At 36.1% G+C, this 23005-nt stretch carries 21 protein-coding genes; 7 read left to right on the top strand and 14 right to left on the bottom strand.

The features are described from left to right. Nucleotides 1-12 precede the first annotated feature (12 nt). Both I215_RS03820 and I215_RS03815 read right to left on the bottom strand, forming a co-directional pair. Nucleotides 13-2424: an alpha-ketoacid dehydrogenase subunit alpha/beta gene (locus I215_RS03820; RefSeq protein ID WP_008990637.1), complete on the bottom strand. Its 2412-nt coding sequence runs from the start codon at nucleotides 2422-2424 to the stop codon at nucleotides 13-15. Between the two features lie 221 nt (nucleotides 2425-2645). Then, a complete protein-coding gene (locus I215_RS03815) occupies nucleotides 2646-5480 on the bottom strand; it encodes a gluzincin family metallopeptidase (protein WP_008990636.1) in 2835 nt (944 codons plus the stop codon). A 142-nt stretch (nucleotides 5481-5622) separates the two neighbouring features. On the opposite strand from I215_RS03815, the gene I215_RS03810 reads away from it, so the two are divergent. Next, entirely contained in the window at nucleotides 5623-6138 is a 516-nt protein-coding gene (locus I215_RS03810; protein ID WP_008990635.1) for a DinB family protein, read from the top strand. 62 nt (nucleotides 6139-6200) lie between these two features. Here I215_RS03810 and I215_RS03805 read toward each other — a convergent pair whose 3' ends face one another. The 5 genes from I215_RS03805 to aroB form a co-directional block, all read right to left on the bottom strand. Next, nucleotides 6201-6503, bottom strand: coding sequence for a hypothetical protein (locus tag I215_RS03805; protein ID WP_008990634.1), 303 nt, complete (start codon nucleotides 6501-6503; stop codon nucleotides 6201-6203). 75 nt (nucleotides 6504-6578) lie between these two features. Beyond that, the gene (locus I215_RS03800; RefSeq protein WP_008990633.1) at nucleotides 6579-7556 is read right to left on the bottom strand and encodes a deoxyhypusine synthase family protein; all 978 of its coding nucleotides are present in this window, start codon (nucleotides 7554-7556) and stop codon (nucleotides 6579-6581) included. Beyond that, nucleotides 7549-8427: an agmatinase gene (speB, locus tag I215_RS03795; RefSeq protein ID WP_008990632.1), complete on the bottom strand. Its 879-nt coding sequence runs from the start codon at nucleotides 8425-8427 to the stop codon at nucleotides 7549-7551. Before speB ends, I215_RS03800 begins: the two co-directional genes overlap by 8 nt. Beyond that, nucleotides 8414-9817 carry a type III PLP-dependent enzyme domain-containing protein gene (locus tag I215_RS03790; protein ID WP_008990631.1) on the bottom strand — a complete coding sequence of 468 codons (1404 nt, stop codon included), beginning with the start codon at nucleotides 9815-9817 and terminating at the stop codon, nucleotides 8414-8416. Before I215_RS03790 ends, speB begins: the two co-directional genes overlap by 14 nt. A 353-nt stretch (nucleotides 9818-10170) precedes the next feature. Then, nucleotides 10171-11241 (bottom strand): 3-dehydroquinate synthase, encoded by a 1071-nt coding sequence (gene aroB, locus I215_RS03785; RefSeq protein WP_008990630.1) that lies wholly within the window; start codon nucleotides 11239-11241, stop codon nucleotides 10171-10173. A gap of 105 nt (nucleotides 11242-11346) precedes the next feature. Here aroB and I215_RS03780 point away from each other — a divergent pair, with 105 nt between their 5' ends. Continuing rightward, on the top strand, nucleotides 11347-12513 hold the full coding sequence (locus I215_RS03780; RefSeq protein WP_008990629.1) for a proline dehydrogenase family protein: 1167 nt from the start codon (nucleotides 11347-11349) through the stop codon (nucleotides 12511-12513). A 143-nt stretch (nucleotides 12514-12656) separates the two neighbouring features. Here the strand turns inward: I215_RS03780 and I215_RS03775 are convergent, their stop codons facing one another. From I215_RS03775 to porX, 7 genes are all read right to left on the bottom strand, one after another. After that, nucleotides 12657-13058, bottom strand: coding sequence for a hypothetical protein (locus I215_RS03775; RefSeq protein WP_008990628.1), 402 nt, complete (start codon nucleotides 13056-13058; stop codon nucleotides 12657-12659). Nucleotides 13059-13062: 4 nt separating this feature from the next. Beyond that, nucleotides 13063-14262 (bottom strand): alanine dehydrogenase, encoded by a 1200-nt coding sequence (locus I215_RS03770; protein ID WP_008990627.1) that lies wholly within the window; start codon nucleotides 14260-14262, stop codon nucleotides 13063-13065. Nucleotides 14263-14325: 63 nt separating this feature from the next. Beyond that, nucleotides 14326-14817, bottom strand: coding sequence for a hypothetical protein (locus I215_RS03765; protein ID WP_040459805.1), 492 nt, complete (start codon nucleotides 14815-14817; stop codon nucleotides 14326-14328). Nucleotides 14818-14932: 115 nt separating this feature from the next. After that, nucleotides 14933-15097, bottom strand: coding sequence for a hypothetical protein (locus I215_RS16345; protein ID WP_193362583.1), 165 nt, complete (start codon nucleotides 15095-15097; stop codon nucleotides 14933-14935). 140 nt (nucleotides 15098-15237) lie between these two features. Continuing rightward, nucleotides 15238-15645 carry a tRNA (adenosine(37)-N6)-threonylcarbamoyltransferase complex ATPase subunit type 1 TsaE gene (tsaE, locus tag I215_RS03760; RefSeq protein ID WP_008990625.1) on the bottom strand — a complete coding sequence of 136 codons (408 nt, stop codon included), beginning with the start codon at nucleotides 15643-15645 and terminating at the stop codon, nucleotides 15238-15240. Between the two features lie 120 nt (nucleotides 15646-15765). Then, nucleotides 15766-16158 (bottom strand): hypothetical protein, encoded by a 393-nt coding sequence (locus I215_RS03755; RefSeq protein ID WP_008990624.1) that lies wholly within the window; start codon nucleotides 16156-16158, stop codon nucleotides 15766-15768. A 191-nt stretch (nucleotides 16159-16349) separates the two neighbouring features. Continuing rightward, nucleotides 16350-17903, bottom strand: coding sequence for a T9SS response regulator signal transducer PorX (gene porX, locus I215_RS03750; RefSeq protein ID WP_008990623.1), 1554 nt, complete (start codon nucleotides 17901-17903; stop codon nucleotides 16350-16352). Between the two features lie 50 nt (nucleotides 17904-17953). On the opposite strand from porX, the gene I215_RS03745 reads away from it, so the two are divergent. The 5 genes from I215_RS03745 to efp are packed head-to-tail and all read left to right on the top strand — an operon-like array spanning nucleotide 17954 to nucleotide 23003. Then, nucleotides 17954-19177 carry an HD domain-containing protein gene (locus tag I215_RS03745; protein ID WP_008990622.1) on the top strand — a complete coding sequence of 408 codons (1224 nt, stop codon included), beginning with the start codon at nucleotides 17954-17956 and terminating at the stop codon, nucleotides 19175-19177. A 28-nt stretch (nucleotides 19178-19205) separates the two neighbouring features. Continuing rightward, nucleotides 19206-20219, top strand: coding sequence for a UDP-3-O-(3-hydroxymyristoyl)glucosamine N-acyltransferase (lpxD, locus tag I215_RS03740; RefSeq protein WP_008990621.1), 1014 nt, complete (start codon nucleotides 19206-19208; stop codon nucleotides 20217-20219). 4 nt (nucleotides 20220-20223) lie between these two features. Next, nucleotides 20224-21639: a bifunctional UDP-3-O-[3-hydroxymyristoyl] N-acetylglucosamine deacetylase/3-hydroxyacyl-ACP dehydratase gene (locus I215_RS03735; RefSeq protein ID WP_040459830.1), complete on the top strand. Its 1416-nt coding sequence runs from the start codon at nucleotides 20224-20226 to the stop codon at nucleotides 21637-21639. Then, nucleotides 21639-22427 carry an acyl-ACP--UDP-N-acetylglucosamine O-acyltransferase gene (lpxA, locus tag I215_RS03730; RefSeq protein ID WP_008990619.1) on the top strand — a complete coding sequence of 263 codons (789 nt, stop codon included), beginning with the start codon at nucleotides 21639-21641 and terminating at the stop codon, nucleotides 22425-22427. Before I215_RS03735 ends, lpxA begins: the two co-directional genes overlap by 1 nt. A gap of 9 nt (nucleotides 22428-22436) precedes the next feature. Then, the gene (gene efp, locus I215_RS03725; protein ID WP_008990618.1) at nucleotides 22437-23003 is read left to right on the top strand and encodes an elongation factor P; all 567 of its coding nucleotides are present in this window, start codon (nucleotides 22437-22439) and stop codon (nucleotides 23001-23003) included. Nucleotides 23004-23005: the final 2 nt, after the last annotated feature.

Raw genomic sequence — 23005 nt, 5'->3', positions numbered from 1 at the left:
TTTAAAGGATATCTAACGTAATGTTGGATACTTACTTGGATTTGACTCATGCATAATAGCATATACTTTTTCAAATATATCTTCAGCATTTGGTTTAGAGAAATAATCTCCATCACTCGCATAGGCTGTTCTATGAGCTTTAGAGGTTAGCGTTTGTGGAGCGCTGTCCAGGTATTTGTAACCACCTTGATTTTCAACTATTTCTTGAAGTAAATAAGCTGAACATCCACCTGGTACATCTTCATCTACAATTAACAGACGATTGGTTTTCTTCAAACTCTCTAACGTATGATGATCAATATCAAAAGGAAGTAAGCTCTGAGCATCGATGAGTTCAACATCGATATCAACTTCTTGTAGTTCTTTTGCAACTTGTTCTACAATTCTAATAGTCGATCCGTAAGATACGATTGTAATATCACTTCCTGTTTTAAGGGTTTCAACAACGCCAATAGGCTCCCTGAATTCTCCTATGTTTTCTGGAAGTGGTTCTTTTAGGCGATACCCATTAAGGCTTTCAATAATAAGTGCAGGTTCATCACTCTCCATCAAGGTATTGTAGAATCCAGCTGCTTTAGTCATGTTTCTAGGCGCCAGAATATACATTCCTCTTAATAAGTGAATTAACCCTCCCATTGGCGATCCGGCATGCCATATTCCTTCTAAACGATGTCCACGCGTTCGAATAATAACAGGAGCTTTTTGTTTACCTACAGTACGGTATAACAAGGTAGACAAATCATCACTTAAGACATAAAGTGCATACAAGATATAATCCAAGTATTGAATCTCAGCTATGGGCCGCAAACCTCTCATAGCAAGTCCAATTCCTTGACCAACAATAGATGCTTCACGGATTCCAGTGTCCGCTATGCGGAGTTCGCCATATTTTTCTTGAAGCCCATCTAAACCTTGATTTACATCTCCAATCTTTCCGCTATCCTCCCCAAAAACTAAAGCGTTTTTATGGTTTGCAAAAAGCTTGTCGAAATTATCTCTAAGGACAATTCTTCCATCTACTTGCTCTGGGTTATCCCCGTAGAGCGGTGCTACGGCAGCCACATTTACTGCATTATTTTTGGTTTCACTATAAAGGTGCGAACTGTATTCTGGTTGTGTTTTGACATAGAAACTATCAATCCACTGGATTAAAGCTGTTTTCTCTTTAGAATTCTCACCAACAACATACCTAAGTGCTTTTCGAGCTGAACCTAAAATCTGACGTTTAGCAGGATCGTCTAAAGCAATAAGGTCATTTTTGATTTTGTCAATGAAGTTTTTATTTTTACTAGAGGTGCCTAACTCAGCTAGCAATTTAACAACGATCTTCTTTTGTTCTTTGATAGGAGTAATAAACTCTAACCACGCTTCTTTTTTCCCATCACGGACATCTTTTTTGACCTGTTTTTCAATTATCTCCAATTCTTGAGTGGTGGCAAAGTTATTTGAAACAATCCACGATCTGAACTGGATATTACAGTCATATTCTTTTTCCCAATCCAAGCGCTTTTTTGATTTATAACGCTCATGAGAACCAGAGGTTGAATGTCCTTGAGGTTGGGTAAGTTCTTTCACATGGATAATTACGGGAACGTGTTGTTCTCTAGCGATACTTTCTGCCTTAGAGTAAGCCTTGGTTAATTCCACATAGTCCCACCCATTAACAACGATAATTTCGAAACCATTTTCTGTTTCCGTTCTCTGGAATCCTTTGAGAATTTCACCAATATTTTCTTTGGTTGTTTGATGCTTTGCATGTACAGAAATCCCGTAATCATCATCCCAGATGCTAACTACCATAGGGACTTGCATAACACCAGCAGCATTAATTGTTTCAAAGAAAATTCCTTCACTTGTACTGGCATTCCCAATAGTTCCCCAAGCGACTTCATTACCATTTACTGAAAAGCCTGTACTGTCGATGTCGTTAACTTCTCTATATATTTTAGAGGCTTGTGCAAGTCCAAGTAATCTAGGCATTTGTCCACCGGTTGTGGAGATGTCAGCGGCACTGTTTTTTTGCTTGGTTAAATCCAACCAACTGCCATCTGGATTATTACTTCTAGTTAAGAAGTGCCCACCCATTTGCCTACCAGCACTCATGGGCTCCTTTTCAATGTCAGTATGGGCATACAATCCAGCAAAAAAGTTTTTTATACTCAGCTCACCGATGGCCATCATAAAAGTCTGATCACGATAGTAACCACTTCTAAAATCACCATTTTTAAAAGCTTTTGCCATGGCTAATTGAGGTAATTCTTTTCCATCACCAAATATTCCAAATTTGGCTTTTCCAGTTAAAACCTCACGCCTTCCTAATAAACTACACTCTCGGCTAATGAGAGCAACTTTGTAGTCATTGAGAATTTGGCTTTTAAAATCTTCGAATGAAATATCTTCTTTAGTAAACGATGTAGCTTGCATAAAATATTAGATCTTACCAACGCAAAAGTAGGTAAAAAGAATCGGTTATGCAATTAAAAAAAATGAGCCATTTTTAACAATAAACCATAAATATCTTAATCAATTGATGATTCTTTAAAATATAATTAACAATCACCTAATTTACTGAATAATTTTCATTATTTTTTAAAAACAACTATAACCGTATAGTATTTAAAATGTCCTTTTTAAATTAATTTTAATTAAAACCACTTTCTTGTAAAAAGCCCAATAAGTGTTTTAGGACTTAAGGTAACAATGAATCTAATTTTCTCATCGTATTGCGGTTGAGCTATTTCCCAACCATTATTAGAGTAAATAGGGAAGTACAGCTCAAAATAGTCAGTCACAAGATTTAACCGAATTCCTGAATCATACACAAAGTGAGCGTCTTGATATTTATTTTTTATCATACCTATATCTCCATAGAGCTCTACCCATCTCCATACATTGATACTCGCATTAGTGGTCACAATCCAATCATTGGCATAAGGAGTTGACAGTTTGGATTTAAATCCACCTTCAGATATAATGAGTTGCTGGCTAAATATCCCTGTATCCTCAGAGCGTCCTAAATAATCATAGTCAAACATATAATCAGTAGGGCGATCAAGAGCAAAACTGAAAAAATCTGAATTGGTTTGGTTGTAAATAAATTTTCCAGCAAAAAACCTTAGGTTTAACTGACGGTTATTGGGAAATAGTTTACGCATTTCCCAATTAAAGGAAAGTTTGGAAAATTCACTAGCTACTTGCAAGTCAACAAACCAAGAGCGAAAATCAATAATCCCGTTATTTCCATACGCATACCTTGCGTTTAACACACTGTAATCAGGATCTGAATCGATTGTCGGTGATTCATCTCTTATCACATTCACAAAACGAACATTGAGAAGTTCGCGCTCATTTGATCTCAGGTCATCATTTCTAAATTTAAAGGTAATCGAAGGTGTTATGGTACTATACCGTAACCCGTGGGCATAGTGAAAAGACGAGCCGTAGAGATAATAATCAATTTGATACATATTGCCGTGCTCCACATAATCTCTATATTGAAAGGTTCCAGATCCTACAAGAGCACTTTCTCCAAAAGCGTAGGAAGGTTTAAGATCGTATATAAAAGGTTTGGCCAGAAATGTTTTGTTGTAAAATCGAAGTCCTGTTGTTATACCATCATAGATATTAAAGCTAAACACAGGTACGTAAAAAATCTGGTTGTAATAAGGATCTTCAAAATCTTTAAAGAATTGGAATTTTAATTTGCGATCCGTGGATAAAAATCCATTTATTGACTTCCAATTATCACGCTCATTAATCTCTGGTATTACACGGTCATAGTTTAACACTAAACGCTTTAGGTTTTCTCTAGGTACACGTACCCTTTTACTGTCATCAATTCCGCTATACCAAGTTTTAAATAAGATGGAATCCTTTCTATCCATTCCAAAGAGTGTGATAGGCGCCTTTGTACCTCTTTTATTTTTTATATTGACATAAACCGAGTCCTCTGTTCTGTGGAAATTGGTGATTTTAAAATCAATTTTATCCTCTGTTCCCACATAGGAATCAAAATACCAATTGATGTCCTTTGTCGCATCATCCATCAGAATGGATTTAAAATCGGATGCAGCGCAATTTTTTTGTGCATACTTATTGTAAAACTCCTTTACCTTTCGATCAATATAATGATCTCCTAAATAACTATTCAGATATGCCAGACCAACTCCTGACTTATAACGGTTAGCGATACGTTCGTTGAATTTGATTAGCGAATCTCTTGGAGTGCTAAGTGGTTGGTCGGTGTAATTCCTTGCCGTGAGCATATAGAGTAGGGGATACTGATCATTAAAATCCATCTGTGCAAAATGATAGCTACGTATTCCCCAAATTTTAGATAATTTACCTAAAAGCTTCATATTGTCGTAATACTCATCAATATAGGCCATCATAAGGTAAATTTGAATTCCCTCTTTCACCCAATGTTCCTTTCGATCATCAATAAACAACGTATTGTCTAAATAGGTTTGTGTGGCAATTTTAAGAAGTTTCAAATCGTATTGAAAACTATCAGGAAAAGGCCTTAAAAAGGATGGCAACTGATTGATTCCATAATTCGGACTTCGTTGGTATTCTTGTTCACTTACCATAATTTTTTGATGAGGGTAAGTCCCTAGTCTATCTTCTAAGAAGGAAAAGATCCGCTGGGCTGAAAGGAATTGATTAACCTCCAGGGTGTCCTTACTTTGCAGATTGGTAACAAGATCAATATCGTTTGTTCGAACGGTTTTAAATCCATGAGATTTGGTGATGTTTAGGTTTATCTGTCCTCGATTTTGTCCTTTTAAATACAAAGTCTTTTTATCTTCCGATGTAATGGAAGAGACCTCATCAAGTTCACTGATAACATCATAAGAGGCTGGAAGGGTCATTTCAATAGAAATCTCCTTGACTAATTGATTTAAATCATTGAGGTTTTTATTGCTATAAGGCAACCACTTTCCGTCGTATATTCCAGGGACGATGTACCAGTACCGCAGTCTATAATCATTAAAATCATTGTATCCATAACCCGTAAATTCTGCACTAGGTAATTTTACTTTATAGGACAATTTTAAACGGTAGGATTTGCCAGGATATATTGGGTAGTTTAGCTGGACCTTTATAATATCTTGAACATCTAATCGTTTCCATTTCAAAAACCCATAATTAGGATCCGTCAGACTAATAATTTCTGTATATCCCCTTTGCTGTGGCCTGGCTAAGTGGATACTCTTATTGAACTCCTCCGCAAAACGCTTTGCAAGGGGAGTCGTTTTGTCAACGTAAGCGTTATTCCAATCGTACAACCAGATTTCATTTAGTGTATCTAAACTTTTATTGGTATATACTAATTCTTGTTGAATGTTTATTGTGTGGGTTTTCGCAATAAGCTCTGCTTTAATTTGATTGAAGTCTTGAGCACGCACTACCGAGCTGGTAAGCAAGAAAAATAGAATGAGAATATGTTGTAAAAGCTTCAACTTAGAAGTTTGATTCATGCGTAATCATTGATTTAATTGGTCTAGGCTGAACCTATATTCCAACACTTATAGTTTTGGGTTGTGGTGTTTACAATATTAGCTAAAAAATATTAGACTTCCACAACAAAATACTTAATTTGCAAATACATAAAACCAGCCGATGTATTCTACAGATTTACAACAAAAGGATTACCCTGACTATTTTAACAAATATATTGTCCCACTGGGATCAGTTAATTTAATAGAGGGTTTAAACCAATCCAAAGACAGTTTCTTAATCTATATGCAAACCATAGAAGAACAACGATATAATTATTCCTATCAGCAAGGAAAATGGAGTATAGCCGAGGTTGTCCAACACTTAACGGATACTGAACGTGTCTTTCAGTACCGGGCATTCCACTTTGCCAGAAATCCAGAATCCGAATTACTAGGATATGATCATGAACTTTTTGCTCAAAATGCAAAACGATCGCTCAATTCTAAGTCTAGCCTTCTGGAGCAATATGAAAGTGTTCGTAATAGTAGTGTGAAACTCTTTGAGAGTTTTTCAAATGAAGAATTATTAAACCGTGGTATTTTAATAGGTCAGTATGCTAGTGTAGGTGCATTAGGATTTTTCATTTTAGGGCACCAGAAGCACCATTTGGATATTTTAAAAAACAGATATCTTTAAAAACGACAGTCAAAGTATATACTTACGCCTGAATTAATTTCCAGGCGTAAGATTTTTACTGTTTACTCCTCATCATCCTGGTCCTCATCGTCCCCAGGAATATCTAGATTATCACTCATTTCTTCAGAAACGAAATCTTCCTCATCTTCGTCTTCAAACTTCTCCATAGTATTTGCTAAACGCGTACTAACTTTAACTAGGTAAATGGTATCATCTGTTCGCACCTCTACCGCTTCAACAGACTCGTTATTAGCGTTTTTGAATCTAATGATGTCATCATCCCCATAACCATCGGGATACTTTTCTACTAACATAGAGAGAATCTCATTTGTCAGTTTTTTAAAATCAACAATTACACGTCTCATAGTTGATAAAGAATCTAAGTTTACAGCTGTAAATGTAAACGAAAGTTAATAATATTTTTTATTTTATTTCTAAAATTACATATCCAGCAGATATGCAAAAATTAAGGGCGCCACAATGGTTGCATCAGATTCTATAATGAACTTCGGAGTGTTGATATCTAGTTTTCCCCAAGTTATTTTTTCATTTGGTACTGCACCTGAATATGAACCGTAACTAGTGGTAGAATCTGATATTTGACAGAAATAACTCCAAAATGGAGTATCTGTTCTTTCAAGATCTTGATAAAGCATCGGTACCACACATATTGGAAAGTCACCTGCAATTCCTCCTCCAATTTGGAAAAAGCCAACACCTTGAGAGGAATTTTTAGTATACCAATCCGTTAGAAAAGTCATGTATTCTATTCCGCTTTTCATAGTTTGGGCCTTGAGTTCTCCTTTAACAACATACGAGGCAAAGATATTTCCCATCGTACTATCTTCCCATCCTGGAACTATGATTGGAAGGTTCTTCTCGGCCGCTGCATACATCCAAGAGTCTTTGATATCAATTTCATAATACTGCTCTAAAACTCCAGAGAGTAGCAATTTGTACATATACTCATGAGGCAAATAACGCTCTCCTTTATCATCTGCATCCTTCCATATTTTATAAATGTGCTTTTGAAGTCTTCTAAAGGCCTCTTCCTCTGGGATACATGTATCGGTTACACGATTAAGCCCACCTTCCATTAAATCCCATTCTTCTTGTGGGGTAAGATCCCTGTAATTCGGAACTCTTTTATAATGAGAATGGGCCACAAGATTCATTATATCTTCCTCAAGGTTTGCACCTGTACATGAAATAATTTGCACTTTATCGCGACGGATCATTTCTGCAAATATTTTACCGAGTTCAGCAGTACTCATCGCACCAGCTAAAGTTACCATCATTTTGGCACCATTATCAAGTTGCTCTTCATATGCCTTGGCAGCATCAACTAAGGAAGCCGCATTAAAATGTAAATAATATTTCTCTATAAAATTACTGATTTCACCCTTTGTCCTACTCATGGCTTATGTTTTTGGAATTCGAATATTTAAATTTATATGCTAACATTTTATAATACAACTTTGCAGCTAAAAAGTCAGATGACTTCTCAGTTGGATTTGGACATAGTTCAACAATGTCAAATCCTACAACGTTTTTCTTTTTAAATACCTTTTTAAGGTATTCCAAAGTCTCAAACCACAACAGTCCACCTGGTTCTGGGGTGCCAGTGGATGGTAGAATAGATGGGTCGAAGGCATCAAGATCAATAGTGATAAAGACATTTTCAGTCATTTGATCAATGGAGTCCGACATCCAATCCTCATCCTGAATAATTTGTTCAGCAAAATAGGTTTGCTCTTCAACCATATTGTCCAATTCTGAGATATCCATACTGCGAATCCCTACCTGAATCAATTTGGTCGTTAAACTTGCTTGGTAAACCGCACATGCGTGGTTGCACTTACTTCCGTTGTACTCTTCTCTAAGATCTGCATGTGCATCAAGTTGAAGCACCGTTAAGTCCTCAAAGAGCTCTGTAAAAGCTTTAATAGAACCGATTGAAATAGAATGTTCACCACCAAAAAGAGTAACGAACTTATCTTGGTTAATATAGTTCTTAGTGGTTTTATACACCGCCTCAACCATTTTCTCTGGGCTGTTATTCTCTAAAACGGCAGGAGCAAGGTAAACGCCTTTTTTATAGGGTTCACTTCGTGTTTCAATATCGAAAAGTTCCATGTTTTCTGAAGCCTGCAAAAATGCCTCAGGTCCTTTATCTGCACCTTTTTGCCAGGTGCTTGTTCCATCGTATGGTACCGGGATAAGGACGACTTTAGCATCTTCTAACCGGGCGTATTTATCTGGTATACCAGCATAATTAGTTTTGTTCATCGTAACCTAGTATTTTTAAAAAGTCATTTGCTGTTTGTTGTTCGGAAAAAAGTTTTGTCACCACATTTCCATGGTCATCTCTGTCAATTAATATGTGTTTTGGCGAAGGGATTAGACAGTGTTGTAGCCCGCCAAAGCCTCCAACACTTTCTTGATAGGCCCCAGTGTTGAAAAAACCTATGTATAATGGATTATCCTTAATATATTTAGGCAGATAGATAGCGTTTAGGTTTTGTTCTGAATTGTAATAATCATCACTATCACATGTTAGTCCTCCAAGTAATACTCTTTCATAGTCTTCATACCAACGATTAATAGGCAACATGATAAATTTTTTACTAATCGCCCAACTATCAGGAAGAGTGGTAATAAATGAGGAATCTATCATATTCCATTTCTCTCTATCGTTTTGTTGCTTTTGATATAACACCTGATAAATGGCGCCACCACTTTCTCCAACAGTAAAACTTCCAAATTCTGTAAAGATATTTGGGACATCAACTCCAGCCTCCTCACAGGCTCTTTGAATTTGGTGGATAATCTCATCGACCATATATTGGTAATCATATTCAAAGGCAAGAGAATTCTTAATAGGGAACCCACCGCCAATATTAAGTGAATCCAGCGTAGGACAAACCTTCTTTAATTGGATGTAAACTTTTAAACATTTTAAGAGCTCGTTCCAATAGTATGAGGTATCGCGGATTCCGGTATTGATGAAAAAGTGAAGCATTTTCAAATTAACGTTTTCCTGACCCTTAATTTCTCTATTGTAAAAAGGAACGATATTTTTATAACCAATACCTAATCTACTGGTGTAAAATTCAAATTTAGGTTCTTCTTCTGAGGCAATTCGTATTCCGACATTAAATGGACCATCGATCGCTTCGGTCAATAGGTTTAACTCCTCATAATTATCAATAATGGGAATGCATTTCTTATGGGAACCATTAATAAGTTCAGCGATGTTCTCGATGTATTTATCCCTTTTAAAACCGTTGCAAAGGACATAATTATCCTTGCTAAGCTTTCCTGATTTTATCAGGTTTTTAACAATATCAATATCAAAGGCCGAAGAGGTCTCAATGTGAATATCGTTTTTCAAGGCCTCGTTTAGAACATGGCTAAAGTGTGAGCTCTTAGTGCAGTAGCAGTAATGGTAATCCCCTTTGTAGTTATGCCTTTTAATGGACTCTTGAAACCAATATTTAGCTCGATTAATATTATTAGATATCTGCGGCAAGTAAGTAAATTTCAAAGGTGCACCGTAGGTTTTCACCAAATCCATTAAGTCGATGCCGTGGAATTGTAATTTATCCTCTGCTAAAGTAAATTCCTCTTGAGGAAAATAAAATGATTGATCGATCAGATCGATATATTTGGTTTTCATAACGCGATGTGTAATATTAATTAAAAATGAAAATTTTTTAGAATTCGATTTTTTAGTTAATTATTACCGTTTATTAAATACGCAAATAGGCAGGGGAGTACATGACCCAAATAGCCATGGTCTTATTGATTAGATCAGTGGAAGTAACATTTAAGAACCGAGACCTCAAACCTTGAGATACATATAGCGAAGACTTCCTGGACGCTATATACGCGGAATTTAAAAAAACATTCATTAATACGATATGACAGTTTACTTTATCAACTGCCAGATTGAAAAATACATTTAAAAGTACAATGAAATTTATACCTAGACAAAAATCATTATTTTTTTTAAAATCACAACTAAAAATATTATTTTTTATAGTATTCTAAAGCCCTGTGAATCAATTCGTTGTCTGCATTAATGTCCCAGATTGGTTTTGCGATGTCTTTTAAAAGTGCAAAATTCACCTTACCGTTGTTGTTTTTCTTGTCAAATCGCATTAGTTCAATAATGCTTTCGAGTTCTTCAGAACTTATTTCTTGGCTAGGGTAGTAGTTCGAGAAAACGTCTTTTATTTGCTCTAATTTTTCTTGGGATAATCCTGTTAAGTGAACCGACAAATATGATTCCATGATCATACCAATAGCGATAGCCTCGCCATGAAGCAGGGTTGTTTTATCCGGCTGTTCTAGGAAATAAGATTCAATGGCATGACCTAAAGTGTGTCCAAAGTTTAAAATCTTCCTTAAGCCACTTTCTTTAGGGTCCTGTTTAATTACTTGGTTTTTAATCTCAACGGATCGGTAAATTAAATCTTGAAGTGCTGAAGGATCAAGTTTATCCATCTCACTGAGTTGTTCCCAGTAGTTTTTGTCACAAATTAAACCGTGTTTAAGCATCTCAGCTAAACCACTTCGTAATTCATTTGGAGGCAATGTTTTAAGGTATTCTACATCCACTAGTACCATTAAAGGTTCTGTAAAAACACCGACCTGATTTTTTAAAGGACCTAAATCCACACCAGTTTTCCCACCTACCGAAGCATCAACCATGGCTAATAGGCTTGTCGGGATATTTATAAATTCAATTCCACGCATATAGGTTGCAGCAACGAATCCACCTAAGTCAGTCACAACACCTCCACCCAGATTAATCAAAAGAGATTTTCGATCGCCTCCAAGTTCTGATATTGCCGCCCATACTTGTGAACAAGTCTCAATCTGCTTATGAGCTTCACCTGCTGGAATCTCTATAATCTCAAATTCATGCTCTTTGTCTAGCTTTCCCAGGAAGGAGCTCAAGCAATGTTGGTGTGTATTTTGATCTACTAAAAGAAATAACTTAGAATAACGGTGATCTGCTAACAAATTATTGAGTTCTAAATAGGCCTGATCATTAAAAATTACACGGGAATCATTACTGAAAATGGTTGCTGACATAAGAATTGGTTTATATTTTATAACACGCACAAAAATAACAAGATTTTTATAGATATATCTTTATTTTCTCGTCCTATATTTGCAAAAATTTAATGGGTTTGTTAAATGGAAAACTTTTTTGATAATACGGAAATAGCTTTCAAATTAAAAAGCGATTCTGAACTTGAAAGAGCATATTTTTTGTTTAAAATGATTGCTCATCAACCACTAGTAAGAATAGGTACTGCAGTGACCAATTTTGCTATCAAAGCACATCTTCCTGTGGAAGGATTGATAAGGGCGACTGTATTTGATCATTTCTGTGGTGGTGTTAGTGAACTCGACTGTATGAAGACTGTTGATGCCATACACACCGCTGGAGTTTCTTCAGTGCTCGATTATTCTGTAGAAGGGAATGAGAATGATGAAGAATTCGATGCTGTGGTTGCTCGTACTCTTAAAATCCTTGATCTAGTTAAGGAGAAACAGGCCATACCATTTGCCGTTTTTAAACCTACAGCCGTTGGTCGTTTTGACTTATATGTCAAAATAGGAGAGGGTAAAACTCTTGACAAAGAGGAGCAACAGGAGTGGGATCGAGTATGTTTGCGCTATGAAACTATTTGTAACAAAGCCTACGAACTCGATGTTGCGCTATTGATCGATGCGGAAGAGAGTTGGATGCAAGATGCTGCCGATGAAATTGTTGAGCAGATGATGAAAAAATACAATCGTAATAAGGCTATTGTCTTCAATACTCTACAATTGTACCGATGGAACCGCATGGATTACCTCAAGGGCCTTCATCAAAGAGCAAAAGAAGATGGATTCGTTGTGGGAATGAAACTTGTACGTGGAGCCTACATGGAAAAAGAAAATGATAGGGCAGAAGAGAATGGATATCCAACACCTATATGCGAGTCAAAAAAAGCAACCGATGACAATTACAATACTGCCGTTGGTTATATGCTAGATCACATCGGAGAATTGGAATTGTTCCTTGGTTCTCACAATGAGGAAAGCACCATGTTAGCGCTAAACATCATGAAGGAAAAGAATCTTGCAGTCAACGACTCAAGAATATGGTTCGGCCAACTCTACGGAATGAGTGATCATATAAGCTACAATCTTGCAAACCGCAACTATAATGTAGCAAAGTATCTTCCATTTGGACCAGTTCGAGACGTAATGCCTTACCTTATTAGAAGAGCAGAAGAAAACACTTCGGTAGCGGGTCAAACAACAAGAGAGCTAAGTCTTTTATCTCAAGAGCGAAAAAGAAGAAAATTATAAAGAATGATATTACCCATCAATAGTAAACCTAAAGATGGGTAATTCACTATATTTATATTTTAATAGATGATTTCGTTAGCTAAGGTAGCTTTCGTATTTTTACGGTAGTCAATGGAATGATCCTTCTCTAATACCATCTAATCCTACTGGCTCGCAATTCTATTCAATTTTTGAATTTCAGCAGAAAATTTACAATTATAAACCACAAGTTCAACGGGCTGTTTATTAACATACCCATCGATGTAATAAGTATTACAAACCTCAAAAGAAGAGACATCGCTTCTATCAATTTTACTTTTAGTAAAATTCACCGACCCATAAGTAAGTATGGAGTCGATATTTTCTTCTAATATTTTCTTATTATCAATAAGGGATTGTACAGAAGGGCTAAAACTCAAGGTGTCTTGAGTTCTAATAGTTTTAAGAGTCCTGCAATTGGGTAAATAACAAAATTCAGCTCTTTTTTCTTTAAAAAAATAAGCTACGAAAATCAGGCCTAAACAAACTCCAAATAAGTAAAAACCAAACCGTTTAAATAAAGACATAAGTTTAAAAAATCAATAAATTAATATCACGATAGGAAAGATCGAACCACTGTGCAACGGATTTGCTTGTTAGAATACCGTGATAGAAGTAAAGCCCGTTTCTCAGACCTCTATCAAACCGAATAGACTGTTCTAAACCTCCATCTTCGCCAATTTTTAAAAGATATGGTGTAAAAATATTACTCAATGAAACGGATGCCGTTCTAGCATATCGCGCTGGAATATTAGGCACACAATAATGTATAACACCATGCTTTACAAAAGTAGAGTTGTCGTGTGAGGTAACCTCACTGGTTTCAATACATCCACCCATGTCAATACTGACATCAATAATGACCGCTCCATTTTTCATATTTTCAACCATGGTTTGTGATACGACAATTGGCGCCCTATCAGTACCTCTAACGGCGCCGATTAAAACATCACATCGTTTCAAAGCTTTAAGTAAATACTTTGGTTGTAGGGTAGAGGTGTAAAGTGCTCTACCTAAATTATTTTGTATACACCTGAGTCGTGTAATAGAATTATCAAAAACTTTAATGTTAGCACCAAGGCCAATGGCAGACCGAGCCGCAAATTCTCCTACTGTACCCGCACCAATAATAACCACATCCACTGGTGGCACACCTGTAATGTTTCCAAACATCAATCCATTTCCGCTATTGGCATTGGTCATTAATTCCGCGGCAATAAGCACAGAGGCAGTTCCAGCAATTTCACTTAGGGCTCTAACGGCAGGATAATTTCCATCATCATCTTTTATATATTCAAAAGCTAGGGCTGTTATTCTCTTTTGAGCAAGTGTTTCAAAATATTTCTTGCTCCGAGTTTTAATCTGCAAGGCTGAAATTATAATAGACTGTGGATTAATAAGCTCCAATTCCCCTAGAGAAGGCGGTTCGACTTTTAGTATAATTGGACAGGAGAAAACTTTTTTTCGATCACTAGTAATTTGCGCCCCAGCTTCACTGTACTCCTTATCGGTATAATTAGCACTAACCCCAGCATTAGATTCGATAATAACCCTATGTCCATGGGAAACAAGTGCACTTACAGCATCAGGAATCAGACAGACCCTATTTTCTTGAAAAGAGACCTCCTTAGGAATCCCAATAAATAACTCACCTTTTTGCTTTAACAGCTCAAGCGTTTCTTCCTGGGGGATTAATTCCTGTTTCGTAAAAGGTGTATGCGGATACGACATCTAGTTTACTTCAAAAGGTCAAAGTTAATTTAAACTTTTTAAGTCTAAAAGAAATAATATGCTTTAGGGCTTATTTTCTTTTTCTTTATAGGCCTTCAGTTCCTTGTTAATTTTATCCATATCAATACCGTGTACATATTTATCAACTAATTTTAGTCGAACGATATACACTATTGGGATAACAATCATCATTACGGGTATTATATAATATATTTCAAATTCATCCACATATTGAACTTCTGCATTAATGGAACTTAATAACTGAAGTATATACATACTAATAGGAATAAGAATCACATGGTACCACCAATGTTTGCAGGTAAAAAACCAAATGGTCAGTAGCATCAGAGGAACAAGCTTATTAATAATAGTCCAAGCTGCTACATATAAAGAAGGATAGAACTCAGTTTTGAAGTCAAAGAATCTTGTAGTCCAAACATTATTATTGGGGAAGCTTTCGTAGAGGTAAAATAGGTATGGAGAAATTGCAATTAGAATTGCCATCAAAGAACCGACGGAGAGAATTCTTATTTTCTTATTTCCTATATTGTTCACAATATATCAGATTTGGATATAACCACAAATTAAATCAATCTGTAGAATATATCCAAATCTGATAGCATGTAAAAACATTAGGATTTTACATATATTTTGCTTATTTCGTTATTAATCATCCATGTGGAGGAACTACGATATCACCTTTATCAATAAATCCTTGTGTGTTGTTGTATAACGCGTCTGTATCAGCAACGCTATCGTTAGAACATGAAACAAAAGATACACCTAATAATGCAACTGCTGCAGCGGCGAATAAATACTTTTTGATAGTATACATGAGTAATAATTTAATTGGTTATTAGTACGTCAAACCTACCAAAAAATTAGATGCGGAAAATAAAAACCTTTGCCGTATCTTGATAAATTTTTCATACACAGCAGATTATGTTATTCCGTAAAGTTCACCAATGTAATTAATTATTGCAGTACTAAGGTTCTTTTTCCGCTCAATTGCTCTTTAATATCGATTATAGTAACATTTTCAGGTAATAACTCTGCTATCTTATCAGGCCACTCAATAAGGCACCAAGCCCCACTATACAAATAGTTTTCTAGCCCTATTTGGTAGGCTTCATCACTGTGTTCTATCCTGTAGAAATCAAAATGATATACCACAGCTCCATTAGCATCATATTCATTGACAAGTGCAAAGGTTGGACTTGACACCCTGTCTTTACTTCCTAATTGCTTTACGATCTCTTTTATAAGGGTAGTCTTACCAACCCCCATATCACCATAAAAACACAATATCTTGCTTTTTGAATTTTCGATAATTTTATTTGAGATGTCTTCCAAGTCCTCGAGACCATAGGTGTATTGAACCATTTGTTTCACTAATTTTTATGCAAAATTACCACTAAAATAGAAAATGGTGTATTGATCAAGTATATAAATAAAAAAACACCCCAATGAGGTGTTTAACTTTTACATTGAGAAGCAATCTGTCTACTCGCTGATTTTTCTTTTTGTAGTGTCAATTTCATTTTTAATCTGATCCATCAAATTGCTCAATTCACGTTCTTGATGAGCTTTGATCTTTTGTTCGATAATAGCTTCCACTTCTTTATATGTGAGTCTTTTGTCGTGATTTGCACTGCTGTCTGCAGAGGTGGTGTTTTCAGTACCAAACATGGTACCCTTTCCGGTAACTACCCATGTAATGTTTACAAAGGGATACTTCTCGACAATTCTCTCTAGAATATCACTACCTACGGAAGCATTATTCTTTTTCATACGAAGTGTATAACCATTAGATGCGCCAATAGACATATCAAATTGTCTTGCGCTCATTCCTAAGGATTGGATGATAGAGAAAATTCTATCAATTGCTTTTGCCATTTTTACTTAAATTGAGGGTTCCCTCAAAAATAGAAAAAAAACTAAACACCAAAGAAGGAATGTTATTTTTTTAGAAAAGATTAACACCTCCATGTATTTTATCGTCTATTTGTGTATTTCAACGATATTTCATTGTGGAAATCCGTATTTTTCGACTTTTTAAGAATTTAAAATTTCTAAAATTTCACTCATTAATTTCTAGGATTCAATAGAATAAAAGGGATAATAATCTCCTCAAGGGAAATCCCACCATGTTGATAGGTGTTTTTGTAATAACTCACATAGTGATTGTAACTATTTGGATAGGCGAAAAACATGTCGTCCTTGGCAAATATAAATGAGCTGCTCATATTAAGACAGGGGAGATGAATGGCTTTAGGGTTTTTAACTGCATAAGCCTGCTTTTCATTAAAGGTAAGGCTTTTTCCAGTTTTGTACCTTAAATTTAAGCTGGTGTCCCTATCCCCAATAACTTTTGAAGGGTTCTTAACATTTATGGTTCCATGATCCGTAGTTATAATTAGTTTGAAACCTAATTGTTGTGCTTGTTGAATAATATTTAGCAAAGGAGAATTTTTAAACCAACTCTGGGTCAAAGAGCGGTATGCCTTGTCATCAGAGGCTAGTTCCTTGACCACTTCCATTTCTGTTTTGGAATGGGATAACATATCCACAAAGTTGTAGACTATGACCGTTAAATCATTATCTTTTTTGGATTTAAAGTTTTGTGCAAGCTGCTTTCCAGACTTAAGATTCGAGATCTTGTGATACTCCCACTGAATATCCATACCTAGCCTACGTATTTGCTTTTCTAAAAACTCAGCTTCATAGAGGTTCTTTCCTCCTTCATCGTGCTCATTCTTCCATAACTCTGGGTGTAGACGCTCCATTTCAGAGGGCATTAATCCTGAGAATATAGCATTTCGGGCATATTGCGTTGCCGTAGGAAGTATGCTGAAATAAGGGATTTCCTTTTCCTTTTTGTAATGGAGATTAACAATCCCTTCAATGGATTTCCACTGATCGTATCTCAAATTGTCAATAACCACTAATAAGGTAGGTGTCTTTTTATTGACTTGTTTAGATACTAAATCCTTAAAAATTGTATGTGACATCAGTGGCATATCAGAACTTCCTTTAAACCAATTTTCATAGTTTTTCTCAATATATTTTCCAAAGTGTGAATTGGCCTCTGCCTTTTGAGATTCCAATATATCGGTCATCCCGCTATCTTCTATATTTTCCAACTCAATTTCCCAGAAAATTAGCTTTCTATAAAGTTCCACCCATTGTTCAGGCGTATCTACCATGGTCAGATCCATGGCGATTTTTCTAAACTCTTGTTGATAATTAGAGGTAGTTTTTTCTGAAATTAATCTGGAATGATCCAGATTCTTCTTTAAGCTTAAAAGGATTTGATTCGGATTTACTGGTTTAATAAGGTAGTCCGCAATTTTTGAACCGATGGCCTGTTCCATAATATCCTCTTCTTCACTTTTGGTTATCATAACCACAGGGAGGGAAGGGCGAATACTTTTGATTTCTGACAAGGCCTCAAGTCCAGATAATCCAGGCATATTTTCATCCAAAAAAACAATATCAAAATTGGTGTCTTTAACAGCCTCTACCGCCTCTGTTCCGCTAATACAAGTTTGTACGATATAATTTTTCTTTTCTAAAAATATAATGTGAGGCTTAAGGAGTTCAATTTCATCATCTACCCAAAGTATCTTTATTTCATCCATATATGCTTATTGATGTATATATTTGTATGTAACTTTTCAATTCTATCAGTTTGAATACAAAAAACAAACTTAAAATATTTAACGATCCAATTTACGGATTTATTACCATCCCAAACGAACTTATCTTTGATTTAATAGAGCACCCGTATTTTCAACGTCTAAGGCGGATATCCCAAATGGGTCTTTCTTATTTGGTATACCCTGGTGCACACCACACTAGGTTTCACCATGCTTTAGGTTGTATGCATTTAATGAAGAACGCAATTAGTGTGTTGCGCTTTAAAAAAATAGAAATTTCAAAGCAGGAGGAGGATGGTTTGTTAATCGCAATCCTTCTTCATGACATAGGTCATGGTCCTTTTTCTCATGCCATGGAGCACAGTATTGTAAATGGGATTTCTCACGAGTACATTTCATTAAAGTTTATGGAAGCACTCAATGAAGAGTTTGATGGCGCTCTTAGCTTGGCTATTGAGATCTTCAAAGGAGATTATCATCGTAAATTTATGAATCAATTAATCTCTGGCCAATTGGATATGGACCGCTTGGACTATTTAAAAAGAGATAGCTTTTACACTGGTGTATCCGAAGGAAACATAAATTCTCAGCGTATTATAACAATGATTAATGTGGTGGATGATAAATTGGTAGTAGAAGAAAAGGGCATCTATTCAATTGAAAAGTTCCTTGTAGCGAGAAGACTCATGTATTGGCAGGTGTATTTACATAAAACATCCCTTGCTGCAGAACAATTGCTGATCCGAATCCTAAAAAGGGCTAAAGAACTACACCATTCTTCCTACAAACTTCAGGCTAACAAGGCATTACTATATTTCTTAGATCATCAAGTAGGAAAAGATCAATTCGATCGATCAGTCTTAGATGTATTTTCAAATTTAGATGACATCGATATCCTTTCTGCTATGAAAGGGTGGAGTGAAGAAAAGGATTTTGTGCTATCACAGCTTTGTCAAATGCTTTTGAACCGAAATTTATTGAAAATAAAAGTTAAGAATAAACCAATAAAAAACACCTTAAAGGAAACGCATCTAGAAAATTTAATGACCAAATACAATTTAAGTAGAGAGGAGGCTGAGTACTTTGTGTTTACTGGGGTTATAGAGAATCAAGCCTACAATTTAGACAAGCAAAATATTCATATTTTAATGAAAACTGCAAAGATTCGAGATGTTACAAAAGCCTCTGATCAATTCAATTTAAAGGCACTCTCTAAACCAGTAACGAAATATTACATGTGTTATCCTAAAAAATAATGGCACTTTTTTATACTTTTGTCGGGAAATGAAATTTACAGCAAGTCAAATAGCCGGAATACTAGACGGAGAAATTATAGGAAATCCCGACGTGGAAGTTTCCAAGCTCTCCAAGATCGAAGAAGGGACTGAAGGGTCGCTGACATTTTTAGCGAATCCCAAATACACATCCTATATATACTCAACAAAAGCCTCAATCACGATTGTTAACAAAACCTTTGATGCCGAACATAACATAAGCACCACTCTAATATTAGTTGAGGATGCTTATAAGTCGTTTTCAAAATTATTGGAATACTACAATCAGGTAAAGCTTAATAAAACTGGAATCGAGCAACCTGTATATATTGCAGACTCTGCAACATATGGTGCCGATCACTATATTGGAGCTTTCGCCTATATTGGTGAAAATGTTTCAATTGGGGAAAATGTCAAAATTTATCCCAATGTGTACATAGGGGCCAACTCTAAAATCGATGATAATGTAACAATATTCCCAGGTACACAGATCCAATCTGAAACTGTGATTGGGAAAAATTGCATCATCCATAGCGGGTGTGTCATCGGGGCGGATGGGTTTGGTTTCTCTCCAGACCAGGATGGACATTATCAAAAGGTACCGCAGACTGGAAATGTCATTTTAGGGAATTCTGTAGAAATAGGTGCAGGGACAACAATCGATCGTGCTACATTAGGCTCTACTACCATAAAGGATGGTGTCAAACTAGATAATCAAATTCAAATTGCCCATAATGTAGAAATTGGAGAAGATACTGTAATTGCAGCCCAGACTGGTATTGCAGGGTCGACCAAAATAGGTAAAAACTGCATTATAGGAGGACAAGTAGGTATTGTGGGCCATATCACCATTGGAGATCGTGTGAAAATACAAGCACAATCAGGGATTGGACGCAATGTTAAGGATGACGAAGTACTTCAAGGTTCGCCAGCATTAAGCTACGGCGATTTTAACAAATCATATGTACATTTTAAGAATTTACCAAAATTGGTAGATAGAATTGATCAACTGGAAAAAAAATAATACAATGAGTAATCAAGCTGCAAAGCAAAGGACTATTGCAAACGAAGTTTCTTTGAGAGGTGTAGGATTACACACAGGTAAAGAGGTGACCATGACTTTTAAACCAGCGCCAGAAAACTTTGGTTATGCGTTTAAAAGAATAGATTTGGAAGGTCAACCCGTAATAGAAGCAGATGCAAATTACGTGGTCAATACCCAAAGGGGTACCAATTTGGAAAAAAATGGGGTGAAAATTCAAACCTCAGAACATGTTCTGGCTGCATTAGTAGGCTTAGAGGTCGATAATGTACTTATCGAGTTAGATGCCTCCGAACCTCCAATTATGGATGGTTCTTCTAAGTTCTTCATACAAGCTATTAAAGAAGCTGGAGTTGTAGAACAAAAAGCAGATCGCGAAGAGTTTATCGTCACTGACGTAATCTCTTATTCAGATGAAGAAACTGGTAGTGAAATCACTATAATTCCTGCGGACGAATATCAAGTCACTACCATGGTGGATTTTGGAACCAAAGTTTTGGGTACTCAAAATGCAACACTTAAAAAGTTGAGTGATTTTGAATCTGAAATTTCTAATGCTAGAACCTTTAGTTTTTTACACGAAATAGAAACTTTGCTAGAACACGGACTTATTAAAGGAGGTGATCTAAACAATGCAATCGTTTATGTGGATAAGGAACTATCTCAAGAAACCATGGAGAAGCTTAGAGTCGCTTTCAAAAAGGATTCTATATCAGTGAAACCTAACGGTATTTTGGATAATTTAACCCTTCATCATCCTAATGAAGCTGCCCGACATAAGTTATTAGACGTGATCGGGGACTTAGCTCTTGTAGGATGTAGAATTCGTGGTAAAGTAATTGCAAACAAACCAGGACATTATGTCAATACGCAGTTTGCTAAGAAGTTATCTAAAATAATCAAAATAGAACGAAGAAATAAGGTGCCTAAATATGATTTGAATCAGCCTCCACTTATGGACATCAATCAAATCATGAATATTCTGCCACATCGATTCCCATTTTTATTGGTGGATCGCATTATTGAATTATCAAGCAATCATGTGGTTGGTATGAAAAATGTCACCATGAATGAACCATTCTTCCAAGGGCACTTCCCAGGGGCTCCAATTATGCCTGGAGTTTTACAGGTAGAGGCCTTGGCCCAGACTGGAGGAATATTAGCTTTAAGCACGGTCCCTGATCCAGAAAATTACTTAACTTATTTCATGAAAATTGATAATGTTAAGTTTAAACAACAGGTAATTCCAGGGGATACTCTTATATTTAAGATGGAATTAATTTCCCCTATACGAAGAGGCATTTGTCATATGCAAGCCTATGCATACGCTAATGGAAAATTAGCGACCGAAGCAGAATTAATGGCACAAATAGTAAAAGTTAAAGACGAAACAAAGGAATAATGAATCAACCACTTGCTTATGTGCATCCTGGCGCGAAAATCGCCAAAAATGTAGTAATAGAACCTTTTGCGACCATTAATAATAATGTGATCATCGGAGAAGGTACATGGATTGGTAGTAATGTCACAATTATGGAGGGGGCACGTATCGGTAAAAATTGTAGTATTTTTCCAGGCGCTGTGATTTCAGCCGTCCCACAGGATTTAAAGTATAATGACGAAGATACTACTGTTGTAATCGGAGATAACACTACCATTAGAGAATGTGTCACGATCAATAGAGGAACCACAGACCGCATGAAAACAGTCATAGGTAAAAATTGCTGGATCATGGCTTATAGCCATATCGCACACGATTGTGTGGTTGGTGATCACTGTGTTTTTTCAAATAACAGCACCTTGGCTGGACATATTACCGTAGGGGATTATGTTGTTCTTGCAGGAATGACTGCAGTACACCAGTTTTGTTCCATCGGGAATCATGCCTTTGTAACTGGAGGTTCTTTGGTTAGAAAAGACGTTCCTCCATATACTAAGGCCGCAAGAGAGCCTTTATCCTATGTAGGAATTAATTCAGTAGGACTAAGAAGAAGGGGATACTCTACAGAGAAAATTAGAGAGATCCAAGATATCTATAGAATTCTATACCAAAAGAATTACAACAATTCTCAGGCTGTAGAAATTATTGAGGCCGAGATGGAAGCCACGCCGGAGCGGGATGAAATTCTTCAATTCATCAAAGATTCTCAACGCGGAATCATGAAAGGTTATTTTAGTTCAAATCATTAAATATTATATATGGCATCAACATCAGATATCAGAAAAGGATTATGCATTCGTTTTAATCACGACATTTATAAAATCACTGAATTTCTACATGTGAAACCAGGTAAAGGTCCGGCCTTTGTCCGTACTAAACTTAAAAGTGTAACAACTGGAAAAGTGCTTGAAAATACATTTTCAGCAGGTCATAAAATTGATGATGTTCGAGTGGAAACAAGATCTTACCAATACCTGTACCCTGAAGGTGATACGTTCCACTTTATGAACACAGATGATTACAATCAGATTTCCCTTCAAAAAGAAGCTTTGGATGCTCCAGATTTATTAAAAGAAGGAGAGGTTGTAACCATTTTATTTAATACCGAGGACAACATGCCTTTATCTGTTGATTTACCAGCACATGTGATCCTAGAGGTTACCCATACCGAGCCAGGTATAAAAGGTAATACAGCAACCAATGCTACCAAGCCTGCAACTGTAGAGACTGGAGCTAGAATTAATGTTCCACTTTTTATCAATGAAGGTGACCGTATTAAGATCGATACAGAAAAAGGTGCATACATGGAACGCGCTAAGGAGTAATA

The sequence above is a fragment of the Galbibacter marinus genome (genome assembly GCF_000300875.1).
Lineage (GTDB): Bacteria > Bacteroidota > Bacteroidia > Flavobacteriales > Flavobacteriaceae > Galbibacter > Galbibacter marinus.
This window is presented reverse-complemented; position numbering and strand designations above follow the sequence as displayed.

Bases quoted from the DNA above. Each gene is read 5' to 3' on its own strand.
- I215_RS03820 (WP_008990637.1), bottom strand. From the start codon at position 2,424: ATGCAAGCTACATCGTTTACTAAAGAAGATATTTCATTCGAAGATTTT.
- I215_RS03815 (WP_008990636.1), bottom strand. From the start codon at position 5,480: ATGAATCAAACTTCTAAGTTGAAGCTTTTACAACATATTCTCATTCTA.
- I215_RS03810 (WP_008990635.1), top strand. From the start codon at position 5,623: ATGTATTCTACAGATTTACAACAAAAGGATTACCCTGACTATTTTAAC.
- I215_RS03805 (WP_008990634.1), bottom strand. From the start codon at position 6,503: ATGAGACGTGTAATTGTTGATTTTAAAAAACTGACAAATGAGATTCTC.
- I215_RS03800 (WP_008990633.1), bottom strand. From the start codon at position 7,556: ATGAGTAGGACAAAGGGTGAAATCAGTAATTTTATAGAGAAATATTAT.
- speB (WP_008990632.1), bottom strand. From the start codon at position 8,427: ATGAACAAAACTAATTATGCTGGTATACCAGATAAATACGCCCGGTTA.
- I215_RS03790 (WP_008990631.1), bottom strand. From the start codon at position 9,817: ATGAAAACCAAATATATCGATCTGATCGATCAATCATTTTATTTTCCT.
- aroB (WP_008990630.1), bottom strand. From the start codon at position 11,241: ATGTCAGCAACCATTTTCAGTAATGATTCCCGTGTAATTTTTAATGAT.
- I215_RS03780 (WP_008990629.1), top strand. From the start codon at position 11,347: ATGGAAAACTTTTTTGATAATACGGAAATAGCTTTCAAATTAAAAAGC.
- I215_RS03775 (WP_008990628.1), bottom strand. From the start codon at position 13,058: ATGTCTTTATTTAAACGGTTTGGTTTTTACTTATTTGGAGTTTGTTTA.
- I215_RS03770 (WP_008990627.1), bottom strand. From the start codon at position 14,262: ATGTCGTATCCGCATACACCTTTTACGAAACAGGAATTAATCCCCCAG.
- I215_RS16345 (WP_193362583.1), bottom strand. From the start codon at position 15,097: ATGTATACTATCAAAAAGTATTTATTCGCCGCTGCAGCAGTTGCATTA.
- tsaE (WP_008990625.1), bottom strand. From the start codon at position 15,645: ATGGTTCAATACACCTATGGTCTCGAGGACTTGGAAGACATCTCAAAT.
- I215_RS03755 (WP_008990624.1), bottom strand. From the start codon at position 16,158: ATGGCAAAAGCAATTGATAGAATTTTCTCTATCATCCAATCCTTAGGA.
- porX (WP_008990623.1), bottom strand. From the start codon at position 17,903: ATGGATGAAATAAAGATACTTTGGGTAGATGATGAAATTGAACTCCTT.
- lpxD (WP_008990621.1), top strand. From the start codon at position 19,206: ATGAAATTTACAGCAAGTCAAATAGCCGGAATACTAGACGGAGAAATT.
- I215_RS03735 (WP_040459830.1), top strand. From the start codon at position 20,224: ATGAGTAATCAAGCTGCAAAGCAAAGGACTATTGCAAACGAAGTTTCT.
- lpxA (WP_008990619.1), top strand. From the start codon at position 21,639: ATGAATCAACCACTTGCTTATGTGCATCCTGGCGCGAAAATCGCCAAA.
- efp (WP_008990618.1), top strand. From the start codon at position 22,437: ATGGCATCAACATCAGATATCAGAAAAGGATTATGCATTCGTTTTAAT.